Annotated in this window: 13 protein-coding genes; 8 read left to right on the forward strand and 5 right to left on the reverse strand. The window is 52.0% G+C overall.

Annotated elements, in window-relative coordinates:
• The first annotated feature begins 346 nt into the window (after nt 1-346).
• The 3 genes from hutW to HC231_RS07370 are packed head-to-tail and all read left to right on the forward strand — an operon-like array spanning nt 347 to nt 2,794.
• Complete coding sequence (hutW, locus tag HC231_RS07360; RefSeq protein ID WP_208230407.1) at nt 347-1,660, forward strand: heme anaerobic degradation radical SAM methyltransferase ChuW/HutW; 1,314 nt, start codon at nt 347-349, stop codon at nt 1,658-1,660.
• A gap of 13 nt (nt 1,661-1,673) precedes the next feature.
• Nucleotides 1,674-2,168 (forward strand): heme utilization cystosolic carrier protein HutX, encoded by a 495-nt coding sequence (gene hutX, locus HC231_RS07365; protein ID WP_208230408.1) that lies wholly within the window; start codon nt 1,674-1,676, stop codon nt 2,166-2,168.
• On the forward strand, nt 2,165-2,794 hold the full coding sequence (locus tag HC231_RS07370) for an SDR family oxidoreductase (RefSeq protein ID WP_208230409.1): 630 nt from the start codon (nt 2,165-2,167) through the stop codon (nt 2,792-2,794). Before hutX ends, HC231_RS07370 begins: the two co-directional genes overlap by 4 nt.
• A gap of 46 nt (nt 2,795-2,840) precedes the next feature.
• Here the strand turns inward: HC231_RS07370 and HC231_RS07375 are convergent, their stop codons facing one another.
• Complete coding sequence (locus HC231_RS07375) at nt 2,841-3,101, reverse strand: hypothetical protein (protein ID WP_208230410.1); 261 nt, start codon at nt 3,099-3,101, stop codon at nt 2,841-2,843.
• A 469-nt stretch (nt 3,102-3,570) separates the two neighbouring features.
• Between HC231_RS07375 and HC231_RS07380 the strand changes: the two genes are divergently transcribed.
• On the forward strand, nt 3,571-4,296 hold the full coding sequence (locus HC231_RS07380) for a glutamine amidotransferase (RefSeq protein WP_208230411.1): 726 nt from the start codon (nt 3,571-3,573) through the stop codon (nt 4,294-4,296).
• A gap of 62 nt (nt 4,297-4,358) precedes the next feature.
• Here the strand turns inward: HC231_RS07380 and HC231_RS07385 are convergent, their stop codons facing one another.
• Complete coding sequence (locus HC231_RS07385; RefSeq protein ID WP_208230412.1) at nt 4,359-4,757, reverse strand: lysozyme inhibitor LprI family protein; 399 nt, start codon at nt 4,755-4,757, stop codon at nt 4,359-4,361.
• Between the two features lie 457 nt (nt 4,758-5,214).
• On the opposite strand from HC231_RS07385, the gene fdnG reads away from it, so the two are divergent.
• Genes fdnG through fdhE form a run of 4 tightly spaced genes read left to right on the forward strand, consistent with a single transcriptional unit; the run spans nt 5,215 to nt 10,740 of the window.
• Nucleotides 5,215-8,262, forward strand: a complete 3,048-nt coding sequence (fdnG, locus tag HC231_RS07390) for a formate dehydrogenase-N subunit alpha (protein ID WP_208230413.1) — start codon at nt 5,215-5,217, stop codon at nt 8,260-8,262.
• A gap of 12 nt (nt 8,263-8,274) precedes the next feature.
• A complete protein-coding gene (fdxH, locus tag HC231_RS07395) occupies nt 8,275-9,192 on the forward strand; it encodes a formate dehydrogenase subunit beta (protein WP_208230414.1) in 918 nt (305 codons plus the stop codon).
• Entirely contained in the window at nt 9,179-9,814 is a 636-nt protein-coding gene (gene fdoI, locus HC231_RS07400; RefSeq protein ID WP_208230415.1) for a formate dehydrogenase cytochrome b556 subunit, read from the forward strand. The genes fdxH and fdoI overlap by 14 nt, the downstream gene beginning before the upstream one ends.
• A complete protein-coding gene (fdhE, locus tag HC231_RS07405; RefSeq protein WP_208230416.1) occupies nt 9,814-10,740 on the forward strand; it encodes a formate dehydrogenase accessory protein FdhE in 927 nt (308 codons plus the stop codon). Before fdoI ends, fdhE begins: the two co-directional genes overlap by 1 nt.
• Nucleotides 10,741-11,106: 366 nt before the next feature.
• Here fdhE and HC231_RS07410 read toward each other — a convergent pair whose 3' ends face one another.
• From HC231_RS07410 to HC231_RS07420, 3 genes are all read right to left on the reverse strand, one after another.
• Entirely contained in the window at nt 11,107-11,796 is a 690-nt protein-coding gene (locus HC231_RS07410; RefSeq protein ID WP_208230417.1) for a hypothetical protein, read from the reverse strand.
• Between the two features lie 613 nt (nt 11,797-12,409).
• The gene (locus tag HC231_RS07415) at nt 12,410-13,597 is read right to left on the reverse strand and encodes a multidrug effflux MFS transporter (protein ID WP_208230418.1); all 1,188 of its coding nucleotides are present in this window, start codon (nt 13,595-13,597) and stop codon (nt 12,410-12,412) included.
• Nucleotides 13,590-14,090, reverse strand: a complete 501-nt coding sequence (locus HC231_RS07420) for a TetR family transcriptional regulator (protein ID WP_343073015.1) — start codon at nt 14,088-14,090, stop codon at nt 13,590-13,592. The genes HC231_RS07415 and HC231_RS07420 overlap by 8 nt, the downstream gene beginning before the upstream one ends.
• Nucleotides 14,091-14,259 lie beyond the last annotated feature (169 nt).

A 14,259-nucleotide genomic window follows, 5' to 3' on the forward strand; every position in this document is an offset into this window, starting at 1 on the left:
GCGCTTATTTGTTTTTAATTAATTGTTTATCAATGGTATTTTTTACCATCGTTACTTTTTCCCTGCGGCGTCTATTTTCTGTAAATGAATAAATTTTAATGATGCGCCTTTTAGTATCATTTTGATAACACAGCGATATTCCTTGATTTTCAATATATTGAAAATTAAAGAAAAACCTCATCACCATTCCCAATATTTCTTTCCTTTATGGTTAATGATTTGGTTAATAAACCGCGTTTTCGTTGAAATAACCGAATCCGCGCCTTATCCAGTTATTCAGCCTTGTTGATAAATAAAAATTATTATCATCTAATTTATAATAATGCTTTTGAAGGGATGTATATGAATGAACATAGACCTGACGCCCTATTATGCTCAACCCGGTGAACAGCCGTTCGGCGCGCGGCGTATGGCAATGCCCTGGCGCAATCATGTGCCGCTATCGCCTGAACAGATCCCTGCCGCCTGGCAGGCGTTGACGCAACAAACATTGCCCGCCCGCAAGCGTCTGCTGTATCTGCATATCCCTTTCTGCGCGACGCATTGCACCTTTTGCGGCTTCTACCAGAACAAATTGCGCGACGACAGTACGGAGATCTATACCCGCTATCTGTTAAAAGAGCTGGCGATGGAGGCGGACAGCCCGCTTCATCAGTCCGCGCCTATTCACGCCGTATATTTTGGCGGCGGTACGCCAACGGCGATGGCGGCCAAAGAGCTTGCCTTGATCATCAGGACGATTCGCGATTCGCTGCCGTTAGCGCCCGACTGCGAAATTACGGTTGAAGGCCGATCGCTGGATTTCGATGACGAGCGCATCGACGCCTGGCTGGATGCGGGCGCCAACCGTTTTTCCATCGGAGTTCAGACCTTTGACAGCCGCATTCGTCGACGGATGGCGCGCACTTCCGACAAGCAGCAGCTGATCCGCTTTCTGGAGCGTTTATGCCAGCGGGATCGGGCCGCCGTGGTTTGCGATCTGATGTTCGGATTGCCGGGGCAAACGCCGGAAACCTGGCGGGAGGATCTGAATATTGTCAGCAATTTGCCGCTGGATGGGGTCGATCTCTACGCTTTGAATTTATTACCCACCACGCCGTTGGCGAAAGCCGCCGAGAATCAGCGCGTCGTCTTGCCTGATGTAAGCGCGCGACGTGATTTTTATCTCAGCGGCGCGTCATTTTTGGCGGATGCCGGCTGGCATCAGTTAAGCAACAGCCACTGGGCCAGAACCACCCGAGAACGTAACCTGTATAACCTGCTGATAAAACAGGGCGCCGACTGTCTGGCGATGGGCTGCGGAGCAGGCGGTAATCTTAACGGTCAGGCTTATATGATGGATCGCAGTCTGGAACGTTATTACCAGACGCTGGATCAGGGGCAAAAACCGATCATGATGATGACGCCGGCCAGCCCGGCCGGCTCCTGGCAACACCAGCTTCAGGCCGGGATCGAGGTAGGAAGGGTTAAATTGCCGCAGTTGACCCGTCACGCCAATGCGCTTCAGCCGTTGCTGAGCCAGTGGCATCAGGCCGGGCTAACCTGCGATGACTCTACCTGTCTGCGTTTAACCAACGATGGCCGTTTCTGGGCTAATAACCTGATGCAGGCATTACAACAAATTATTCCTCAGCTGAATGCCGAAGAACACGCTCACTAACCGGAGACTCACCATGACATTGAATGAATTATTGGCAACCGAGCCGGATGGCACGCTGGAAGAGATCGCCAGTCAGTATGATACCTCGCTGCTTAATGTAGTTAAGGCGTTACCCGCGGCGCAGCGGACGCTGGTCTCCGGCGAGCGGTTTGACCAAGTTTGGGACGCGATTACCGGCTGGGGCGAGGTTACGTTGATCAGCCACACGGCGGACGCCATTCTGGAATTTAAAAGCGAGCTGCCGAGCGGCGCGCATCGTCATGGCTACTTTAACCTGCGCGGCAAAAATGGGCTAAGCGGGCATATTCGCGCCGCCAACTGCCGGGATATCGCTTTCATTGAGCGTAAGTTCATGGGAATGGACACAGCGTCTGTGGTGTTTTTTAATGCCGCCGGAGATGCTATGTTTAAAATCTTTCTCGGACGGGATAGCCATCGTCAACTGTTGACGACACAGGTTGAGGCGTTCCATACGTTAGCTGTTGAGTTACAAGCGGAGCAGGTATGACGTGGCTACTCTTTGGTGCGGGTCAGGGTGTCGGCGGCTGTTTATTACAGCGCGCCATTGAATGCGAGCAACCGGTGGTTGTGGTGCTGCGCGATGCCGAACAAACGGAACGCTGGCGCGCGCGGGGCATTACCGTGGTGCAGGGCGACGCCTGCGACGCGGAGACTGTCGAGAAAGCCTGCCGGCTGTCGGGTAAGGATGCCATCGTTGTGTCCACCATGGGCGGCGGCGACGTCAATTATTTGGGGCACCGCGTGGTGATTGACGGCGCCGAACAGGCGGGCATAAAACGTATGCTGCTGGTGACATCCATGGGCTGCGGCGAACAATGGCCGCTGCTGTCGCCGCGCGCCAAGGCCGCCTTTGGCCTTGCGGTGCGGGAGAAGTCGCTGGCGGAAAGCTGGCTGCAAACCAGCACTCTGGATTATTGTATCGTCCGGCCGGGCGGACTGCTGGATGTCGTTGCGACACATAACGCGCGGCTAACGCAGGGGGATGCGGTATTAGGGCTGGTTTCCCGCCAGGATGTGGCGCTGGCCGTCGATCGTTTGCTGCAACAGCCGGTATTCGGCAACCAAATCTACAGTCTGATCGATCCCGATCTCGAACTGCCGCTGATGCCATAGCGTACTCCATTGATATCATTTTCTACGGTGCGCCGACGGCGGTTCGCTATTTTCCTTGATTGGAATTTTTAGATTTGTCGGCAGGATAAACCGGAGCGAAATAGGCTATTACGGAGCAGGGAAGTAAGCAAATTAATTGAATGACTCCCACTTCAATATCAGCGACTTCTTCCTGATTGGAAGCATGTGAAAAGATATACGCATTGATGATTTCTTCCGATGGTTTCGGCCATGATAACCCTGAAAAATAGACAAAAAAGACCTGAAATAGGTTAATAATAACCATGCGATAAAGAACTTTATCCATGCTTTCATTTTACTGTTATCTTCCCCGATGTTTTGATATCCGTTCACGGATATATTGATTCCCCATGAGATGGCGGTAAATCTCTTAATATCTTAAAGATGTGTTATTAATAAATGCAATACAATTAATAGCTTATCTTTTAATTATAAATGCGTAAGATTTGCCGTTTTATATCTTTCTGATATTGGATATTTAATTATTTTATTGTCTATTTAACGGCGAACGCAGGCTAATAAATAAAAGGTGCGAAATGCTTTTGGCAAGAATTTATTTATCGCGCATCCATTTAAAAATAACCTCTAATTTAATTAAGGATATTGACGGCTATTCAATCCTAAAAAAATGATAAGTAAAATCATTGATATGTGTATTAATTTGAATTAATAATAACAAAGACAAACAGGTTTCTCTTGGGTATTTAAGCCTGGTTTTTTGTTAGTCACTCATCGGTGTGGGGTAGAGCAAGAGCATGAGTACAAAGGTATTACTGGTTATTCAGATGGGTGAACCGCCGGAAGATATTGCTTCTCAGGTTGGGCCGCAGGGGAAATGGTTTGCGGATGCGCTGCCGGATGGAACGCACGAGCTGCGGGTGATTCGGCCCGATATCGGGGAATCGCTGCCGCCGTTCGATCGGCTATCGGCGGTGATTATTTCCGGTTCCTGGTCGATGGTGACCGATAGGCTGGACTGGAGCGAGTATACCGCCGGCTGGCTGCGTGAAGCGTTTTACGCCGATGTGCCGATGCTGGGGGTTTGTTACGGACACCAGTTGCTGTCTCATGCCTTGGGCGGTACGGTGGGCGATAATCCCAACGGCGCCGAAATGGGGCTGCAAACGGTAACATTGAACCCCGAGGCGGAAAACATCGGTTGGCTGCAACAGCATCCGCAACAATTTCAGGCTTATCTTAGCCACCGCCAGTCGGTGCTGGTTCCGCCCGCCGGCGCGCAGGTGTTGGCCAGTTCGCAGATTGACCGCTGCCAGATCATCCGCTACAGCGATAACGTGCTAAGCGTACAGTTTCATCCTGAGTTTAATGCGAACATCATGTCGGCCTGTTTACGGCGCAATGAAGCGCGGATGCGGCAGTTAGGATTTGATGTCGATCGGATGATGGCGCAGCTTACGGAAGAACCGCGCTGGGCCAGAAAAATTCTGCTGGATTTTATTCAGCAATACGCTACCCGGTAGCTTGAGTGAGCTGAAGAGGCGGCGGCTTTTTATCCGCCGTCTACAGACCGAGCCATGCCATTTTACTGATACGGCATCGCGTTTAGCTGGGCGATCCGTTGCTTATCCATCCTGATCGCACAGCTGTCGGTCAACTCGGCGCTGGCCGCCGTTCCCTCTTCCGCGATAAACGCTTCCAGGCGGCACTGTCCGTCACGATATTTCAGCCAGCCGCGTTGCGAGTCCAGCAGCGTTTGCAAATAATGCGTTCCCAAATCTTCATCGGCCCTATAGGCGGCTTCGATGCGTTTTTTAGCGTTGCGGTAGGCCGTATTGAGTTCAGACTCGACGGATGATTTCATCAAGGACGGGTCATTCCCGGTTTCATTATCCGATGCGATCTGCGAGCCGTCGTGCTGGGCCGCGGCGGCCGCGCTGATTTGCATGGTTAGCGGTATCAATAGTAATAGCGGCTTTATCATTGATCATTCCCGATTGATATTTTTTCCTTAAAAGAAAATTCGCCGCATAGTGTCGCAAAGCGCGCCGCTATTCAATATGGATAATCCGCATCTGTTTATTTCCCCTCCATTTTCATGTCTTGGTTAATAGCCGAATCGTTTTATTTATTTAATGAAGAAAAATAAAGCGTGATGCATGACCGTTATATAAAAAATAACATAGCGACAATGCGTTAGGCTCGAAATGAGAATAGATATCATTCTGAATTGTTGATTTTCTGGCTATTAAGTGAGCGATTTTATCTTTTTTTGTGATTTAAATGTTGTTAATAAGATAAATATTTGAGGTTTTAATTTTTCTTCGCATAATACATTATTATTAATGTGGTTTTCAGTTAGCAAATATTCCTTCCTATTAAAAAAGAAAGAAAATTTTCACCACGATTTTATGTGAGCAATGTGGTGCGAGGAGTTATCCATGCAGGTCAGTAGACGACAATTTTTTAGAATTTGCGCGGGGGGGATGGCTGGCACCACGGTCACCGCCCTGGGTTTTTCCCCGGCGGCCGCGCTGGCGGAAAACCGGCAATACAAGCTATTGCGAGCGAAAGAGACGCGTAATAACTGCACCTACTGTTCCGTCGGGTGCGGAATTTTAATGTACAGCCTGGGCGACGGCGCTAAAAACGCCAAGCCGTCGATCTTCCATATCGAAGGGGATCCGGACCATCCGGTAAGCCGCGGCTCGCTGTGTCCGAAAGGCGCCGGACTGATTGATTATATCCATAGCGATCAGCGCCTTAAATATCCTGAATACCGGGCGCCGGGTTCGGATAAATGGCAGCGTATCAGTTGGCCGGAAGCGTTCGAGCGTATTGCGCGCTTGATGAAAACCGACCGGGACGCCAATTTCGTTGAAAAGAACAGCGCGGGAGTGACGGTTAACCGCTGGCTGACGACGGGGATGCTCTGTTCGTCGGCCGCCAGCAATGAAACCGGAATGTTGGATCAGCGCTTTACCCGCGCGCTGGGGATGCTGGGGATTGATACCCAGGCGCGGCTGTGCCACGCGCCCAGCGTATCGGCGCTGGCGCCGACATTCGGCCGCGGGGCGATGACCAATAACTGGGTTGATATTAAAAACGCCAATGTGGTGATCGTCATGGGGGGGAATCCCGCTGAGGCGCATCCCGTTGGTTTTAAATGGGTGATCGAAGCCAAAATCAAAAATGGCGCCAAGCTGATCGTGGTCGATCCGCGTTTCAATCGTACCGCTTCGGTTGCCGATCTTTACGCGCCCATCCGGGCGGGATCGGATATCGCCTTCCTGCTGGGGGTGATCCAGTATCTGCTCAGCAACAACAAAGTGCAGATGGAATATGTCGCGTCCTATACCAATGCCAGCCTGCTGGTGCGGCAGGATTACACCTTTGATGACGGTATTTTCAGCGGCTATGATCCGCAGACGCGTAAATATGAGCGCGCCTCCTGGCAGTATGAGCTGGATGAAAATGGCTTTGCCAAACGCGACGCCACGCTGAGCCACCCCAGGTGCGTATGGAATCTGCTAAAGCAGCATGTCAGCCGCTATACGCCGGACGTCGTCGCCAGCATCTGCGGCACGCCGAAGGAAGATTTTCTCACCATCTGCGAAATTCTGGCATCGACCTGCGTGCCGGACAGAACCGCCACCTTTCTCTATGCGCTCGGTTGGACGCAGCACACCACCGGCTCCCAGATGATTCGCGCCGCGGGAATGATTCAGCTGCTGCTGGGCAATATCGGCATGGTGGGCGGCGGCGTCAACGCCCTGCGCGGACACTCCAATATTCAGGGCTATACCGACCTCGGCCTGCTCTCTTTACGGCTGCCGGGCTATATGGATTTACCGTCGGAAAAACAGACCACGCTGCAAGACTATTTAAGCCAGGTTACGCCGAAAGCCCTGCTTCCCGATCAGGTGAACTACTGGAAGAACACGCCCAAATTCTTTATCAGCATGATGAAGAGTTTTTACGGCGATAAGGCGCAGAAAGAAAACGACTGGGGATTCGACTGGTTGCCCAAGTGGGATCAAAGCTATGACGCGCTGCACTACACGCAGATGATGATTGAAGGCAAGGTCAACGGTTATATCGCCCAGGGATTTAACCCGATAGCCGCGTTTGCCGATTCCAATAAAGCTCGTGACGCGCTGAAAAAACTGAAGTTTTTGGTCATTATCGATCCGCTGGCGACGGAAACCTCTAATTTTTGGCAAAACCACGGCGAATTCAACGAGGTGGACAGCGCCAGTATTCAAACCGAAGTCTTCCGTCTGCCGTCCAGCTGTTTTGCCGAAGAAAACGGTTCGATTGTTAATTCGGGCCGCTGGCTGCAATGGCACTTTAAAGGCGCGGAACCGCCGGCGGAAGCCTTGCACGACGGTGTCATTCTGGCCGGGATTTTCCTGCGCCTGCGGGAAATGTACGCCAAAGAGGGGGGCGCCAACCCTGAACAGGTTCTCAATATGGCGTGGGATTACCTTAATCCTGAAGATCCGACGCCTGAAGAGGTGGCGAGAGAAGGGAACGGCTACGCGCTGGCGGATATTTACGACGATCAGGGCGCGCTGGTTCTGAAGAAAGGGCAGTTGCTGTCCGACTTTTCGCAACTGCGGGATGACGGCACCACCGCCAGCTTCTGCTGGGTGTATACCGGCTGCTGGACCGAGCAGGGCAATCAGATGGCGCGGCGCGATAACGCCGATCCGTCCGGTTTGGGCAGCACGCTGGGATGGGCCTGGGCCTGGCCGCAAAACCGCCGCATTCTGTATAACCGCGCTTCCGCCGATGAACAGGGGAACCCCTGGGATCCGAAACGGGAAATCCTTCGCTGGGACGGTCAGCGCTGGCAGGGGATCGATGTTCCCGACTACGGCAATGCCGCGCCGGGCAGCGGCGTCGGGCCTTTTATTTTGCAGGCGGAAGGCATGGGGCGTCTGTTTAGTATCGATAAGCTGACCGACGGCCCGTTCCCGGAACACTACGAGCCCGTTGAATCGCCGCTGGCGAAAAGCCCGCTGCATGAGAATACGCGCTTTAATCCGGCCGCCCGCCTGTATGACGCCGATCGGCAACGCATGGGCTCGGCGTCTGAATTCCCCTACGTGGCGACCACCTATTCCATTACCGAACTGTTTCGCCACTGGACCAAACATGCGCGGCTGAATGCGATCGCGCAGCCGGAACAGTTTGTCGAAATCGGCGAGTCGCTGGCCGAGCAGAAAGGCATCCGCGCCGGCGATATGGTGAAGCTCAGCAGCAAACGCGGCTATATCAAAGCCAAAGCGGTCGTCACCAAGCGCATCCGCACGTTGACGATCGAAGGCCAACCGGTGGAAACCATCGGCGTGCCTTGTCATTGGGGCTTTGAAGGCACCACGCAGAAAGGGTTTTTGGCTAACATCCTGACGCCTCACGTCGGCGATGCCAATACCCAGACGCCGGAATACAAGGCGTTCCTGGTTAATGTGGAAAAGGCGTAGCGGAGAAAGATTATGGCCATGCAATCACAAGATGTTATTCGTCGTTCCGCCACCAACTCGCTGACGCCGCCGCCGCAGGCCCGCGATCACCAGCAGGAAGTCGCCAAACTGATAGACGTTACCACCTGTATCGGCTGTAAAGCCTGTCAGGTCGCCTGTTCGGAATGGAACGATATCCGCGATGAGGTGGGGCATAACGTCGGCGTATACGATAACCCGACGGATTTAACCGCCAAATCCTGGACGGTAATGCGTTTTTCCGAAGTGGAAGAGCAGGGCAAGCTGTCGTGGCTGATCCGCAAAGACGGCTGTATGCACTGCGCCGATCCGGGCTGCCTGAAAGCCTGTCCGTCGGAAGGCGCCATTATTCAGTATGCCAACGGCATCGTCGATTTTCAGTCCGAGCACTGTATCGGCTGCGGCTACTGCATCGCCGGCTGTCCGTTTGACGTGCCGCGCATGAATAAAGAGGACAATCGCGTCTACAAATGCACGCTGTGCGTGGACCGCGTAGCGGTGGGACAGGAGCCGGCCTGCGTCAAAACCTGCCCCACCGGGGCTATTCATTTCGGCACCAAAGAGGCGATGAAAGATCTGGCGGCCGAGCGCGTTATCGATCTCAACAGCCGTGGCTATGATAACGCCGGATTGTACGATCCGGCCGGCGTCGGCGGCACGCACGTCATGTATGTCTTACATCATGCGGATAAGCCCCAGCTTTATCATGGCCTGCCGGATAATCCCGCCATCAGCCCGACAGTGACTTTCTGGAAAGGGATCTGGAAACCGCTGGCGGCCATCGGTTTTGCCGCCACATTCGCCGCCAGCGTATTCCATTATGTCGGCGTGGGTCCGAATCGCGTAGAAGAAGACGACGAAGAGGGCGAGGATGAGGCGCATCATGAGGATAAACAACATGAAAAAGAGTAATCGGATTCAGCGCTATAGCGCGCCGGAGCGCATTAATCACTGGATTGTGGCTTTCTGTTTCGTGTTCGCCGCCATCAGTGGTCTGGGCTTTTTCTTTCCATCGCTCAACTGGATGATGAATATTCTGGGAACGCCGCAGCTGGCGCGTATTCTGCACCCGTTTATCGGCGTCGTGATGTTTGCGGCTTTTTTGCTGATGTTTTTCCGTTACTGGAAACACAATCTGATTAACCGCGACGACATCGAGTGGGCCAAAAATATTCATAAAATCGCCAGAAATGAGGAAGTCGGCGACACTGGCAGGTATAATTTCGGTCAGAAGTGCGTATTCTGGTTAGCGATTATCAGTCTGATACTGCTACTGGCGAGCGGCGTGGTCATGTGGCGGCCCTATTTTGCCGACGCCTTCCCCATTCCCGTTATCCGCCTGGCTTTGCTGGTTCATTCGCTGTCGGCGATTGGGCTAATCCTCGTTATCATGGTGCATATCTATGCGGCATTGTGGGTGAAAGGAACGATTACCGCCATGGTGGAAGGCTGGGTGCCGGCCGCCTGGGCGAAGAAGCATCATCCGCGCTGGTATCGTGAGCTACAACGTAAACAACAGGAAAAACAACCCTGATGAGTATCCGTATTGTTCCTCAGGAACAGTTAGAAAAGAATGAAAAATCGGCATCGGTGGGACATATCCCACCGCTGCTTTTTGCTAATTTAAAAAGTTTATACAGCAGCCGCGCCGAGCGTCTGCATCAGTTGGCGCAGGATCATCCGCTGGGGGATTATCTGAAGTTCGTCGCCAGCGTGGTGGAAGCCCAGCAAAAAGTGCTGCACGACCATCCGTTGCAGATGGGTCTGTCCGATGTATTAAAACAGGCGGGCAATCGTCCTCCGCTGGATATTGCGGTATTTCCCCGGGATACCCACTGGCACACCTTGCTGTGCGCACTGATCGAAGAACTTAAACCGGAAGCGGACGGACAGGTGCTGGCGACGCTGGAAAATCTGGAAAAGTCGTCGGCGCAAGAGCTGGAAACCATGGCGGCCGCGCTGCTTAACCATGAGTTCAGCGCCGAAATTAACGATAAGGCTCCGTTTATCTGGGCCGCGCTGTCGCTGTTCTGGGCGCAGATGGCCAGCCAGATCCCCGGCAAGGCGCGCGCGGAGCCCGGCGAACACCGCCAGTTTTGCCCGGTGTGCGGCAGTATGCCGGTATCCGGCGTGGTCCAGCTCGGCGCCAGCAGCGGGCTGCGTTACCTGCACTGCAATCTGTGTGAAAGCGAGTGGCATATGGTGCGGGTGAAATGCAGCAACTGCGAGGAATCGGGCGATCTGAACTACTGGTCGCTGGATAGCGAAAATGCGGCGATCAAAGCGGAAAGCTGCGGCAACTGCGGCACCTATCTGAAAATCCTGTATCAGGAAAAAGATCACCGGGTCGAGGCGGTGGCCGACGATCTGGCGTCGCTGGTGCTGGATGTGAAAATGGAGGATGAAGGTTTTTCCCGCAGCAGCATCAATCCGTTCCTGTTCCCGGAAAGCGCGGCCTGATTTTTGTCGGGGCTTTACTATCCGAAACAGTATGAGGTGTTCCTCATACTGTTTCGGGGGAATCATTATAGTTGATGTGGACTTAAAGATTTTTTACCTGCATTCACATAGCTATCTATGTGAACGCCGTTGGCAGCGGTGCCAAGGAATAAAACCAACACACCTGCAACGTGAAGTATGACGGGGATATAAATTAAAGCCATTTTGAGTAGCGTATGTACAGGACACAAATTATAACAGCCCATACGAGAGTAAAATAAAATCCATAATTAGGCATTAATGTAACAAAGCACACTCCCCCGATAATAATTAATATTATAGGTATGAGATAGGCGAAAGACTGACCAAGCCATTCAATTAACCACTTCATTTCATTAGTATCTTATTAATCAAGAATATAATTTCTTCTTCGCTAGAAGAACCAGCACTGGTTAAGTATATTATTTTTGACATCTCTTGCTCAATCATAAAATAGAGGAGTTCAAGATTTTCTTTGTATAATCCAAAGTAATAGCTTGGGTCAGCAAATTCTAATCGTCTTGCTGATAGTGCTGCATTTTGCATTTTCCCATAAAAGCTTAAAACGTTGACCGCTACCAGACTACTTTTATTGATTATGCTAATATGTGATGTCTTGAAGTCATGAGACTCAGTGATTAGTTTAGCTATTATGGAAGCTACTGATAATTTTGCGAATTTTGATGATGCATGATTAGCTAATTTTTCTGTAATGGTTAACATAATCTTATGCTGCCCAGCCTCACTGATTCTACGGAGCTTCATTTTGAAGTAAATCTCGACCATATCGAGAATAACATCGCTCCTTTGATACACTTGGCGAACAGCAAGCAACATACGAGTATCTTCCTGGCGTAGTGTTTTACAAACGTCCTTATAATCATCAAAGAGACAGGAACTATACCAACTAACTCGTTGTGCTCCAGCACTAACGTTATGCGCAGTGTTAATTGTGTCTTTTTTTATCTGAATGAGAGCTTTTTCAATATTTAGAGCGATAGTTCTATCAGCTTGCATCTTCAGTTTGAGATAAGACATGCGTTGAGAAAACCTTTGATGTAGAATTTATTATAGCCGATTATATATTGAGCTAAAGATGATGCAAGGATAAGGATATGAGAAAATTTAAACTAACCATTACCTATATAATTATTGCATTGATCTATTTTGTTATCCTCGCTGAGATTGTCTTTCGGCTCTTATCTGAAGAGGCATATCTTCTTGTCGCCAAAATTTCTAACCCTTTTAACATTATGAGTTCTTCATTAGATTCACTTATTTTGCTGATGCTATTTTTTTCTATGTTATTGTCATGGCTATCTGTCGTTTTGTTTAATTCGAGTTGCAGGGCAAAAACGCAAAAGCGTTTTTGAACAGCGCTTGCGCTGGTGCCTAAGGGCGAGGAATCGGGCGATCTGAACTACTGGTCGCTGGACAGCGGAAATGCGGCCTGATAGCTATCAAGAGGACGCCGTTTTATAAACTTCGCTGATAAAGTTCGGCAGGTTGCCATTAGTGACCCCACCCGGCCTCCCCCTTATCAGGGGGAGGAACTAACCCATTAAAAATGCTGGTTTCTCGCCCTCCTCTGCGAAGGGAAGGGCGGGGGAGTAGTCTGGTAAAAATTGGCAGCCCCTATGCCGCAACCGCGCTACTTCGTCCGGCGCGCCAGCAGTACGAACGAACCGATGGCCAGCGCATAACAAATAGCGATCACCAGCGCCATGGACAATGCGGAGGTGCCGAACAAACCGGTCAGCGGAACGCTGATGGCGCCGAGGGTAAACATGCTGACGCCGAGCAATGCCGAGGCGCTGCCCGCTTTATCACCCTGGCTTTGCATAGCCAACGCCGAGGCGCTGGGGCCGACGATACCGATAATGATGATGGTAAAGAACAGCGGGATCAGCAGCCATACCAGCGACGCCTGCAAACCGGCGGCCAGCAGCAACAGCAGTGCCGATACGCCGGCGATGAACAGCCCCGCCTTAAGCACCAGCATTTCCCCAAAATGACCGCTCAGCCAGGAGGAGATCTGCGCGGAAAAGATCAACCCTACGCCGTTGATGGCAAAGCACACGCTGAACGCCTGCGGGCTAAGGTGATAAATTTCCTGCAAAACAAACGGGGATGCGCCGATGTAGGCGAACATGCCGGCCCCGGCGAACCCCTGGGCCAGGCAGAGTCCCATAAACTGGCGCTGCGTCAGCAGGCTTCCTACCGATAGAATCAACGTTCCCACGCCGCCGGTCACCCGGCGTTGCGCAGGAAGGGTCTCATGCAGGCGCAAGCTGGAAAGCAGCAGCAACAGAACGGCGATTACCGCTAACGCAATGAAGATACCCCGCCAGTCCATGACAGTCAGCATCGCGCCGCCCATCACCGGGGCGACGATCGGCGCCAGACCGTTAATCAACATCAGCAAAGCGAAAAAGCGGGTTAGATCGTGGCCGGAATAGAGATCGCGCGCGATCGCGCGGGATAGTACGGCGCCGCCGGCGCCGGCCAGACCTTGAATAATCCGCGCCGCCAGCAGGTGGTTGATGTCCTGCGCCAAAGCGCACCAAATAGAGGCCGCCAGTAAGATAAACAGGGAAAACAGCAACGGCCTGCGGCGTCCCAGTTTATCGCTCAGCGGGCCGAAAATTAGTTGTCCTACGCCCAGTCCAAGCAGGCCGGCAGTCAGGCTCAACTGCGCCGCGGCGGTGGTGGTCGACAACTCTGCGGCCAGTTCCGGCAGCGCGGGGAGATAGAGATCGGTACATAGGGGGCCTAGCGTGGCCAATAGCCCTAGTACCAGTGCATAACTTAAACGTGATGGTTGCGTAGCGTTATTCATAGATTGTGGTTTCAGGAAATATGTGATGGAAAATATGCTGATAAAGCTGATTTAGCATATCAGGCGAGGCTTTTTGACTGGTCATTGAGCGAAACGCGGTGCCTTCATACAATACCGCCATAAGTTCAACGCGGGCGGCGAGTTGCGTCGGGCTCAATTGGGGATAGCGCTGTTGCAGCATGGTGGTCGCCTGCTGAAATAGTTTGTTGTCGGCTTCTTGCAGCAGCGTGGCGACGCGAGGATTGCGGGTGGCCTCAGCGGTCACTTCCAGCATCAGCGCATGATCGTCTTCACGGGTTTTTTCATCGCCCAGTAAAGCGCGTTCCGCCAGCGTTTTTGCCATTTGCGAAGAGTGGTCGGCGCTTAATTTGATCAGCTGTAACCGGTTGTTGACGATTTGACTGACAATTTCCTCAATGATGGCGTCTTTGTTGGCGAAATAGCGGTATATCTGCCCCACGCTGAGCCGGGCGTGGGCGGCGATTTGTGCCATGCCCGCACCATGGAATCCCGAACGGCGAAAGCAAAAGCGCGCCGCTGAAATGATCTGATCGCGCCGCGCATTTATTCGTTCCGATTTGGTGATGGTTTTTTGCACAACTCCCCCTTTAATTTCAAGACGCTCACCTTAACAAAAACCTTACTCAATCTTGTCGGAAGAG

It is taken from the genome of Brenneria izadpanahii (assembly GCF_017569925.1).
In the GTDB taxonomy this organism is placed as follows: Bacteria; Pseudomonadota; Gammaproteobacteria; order Enterobacterales; family Enterobacteriaceae; genus Brenneria; species Brenneria izadpanahii.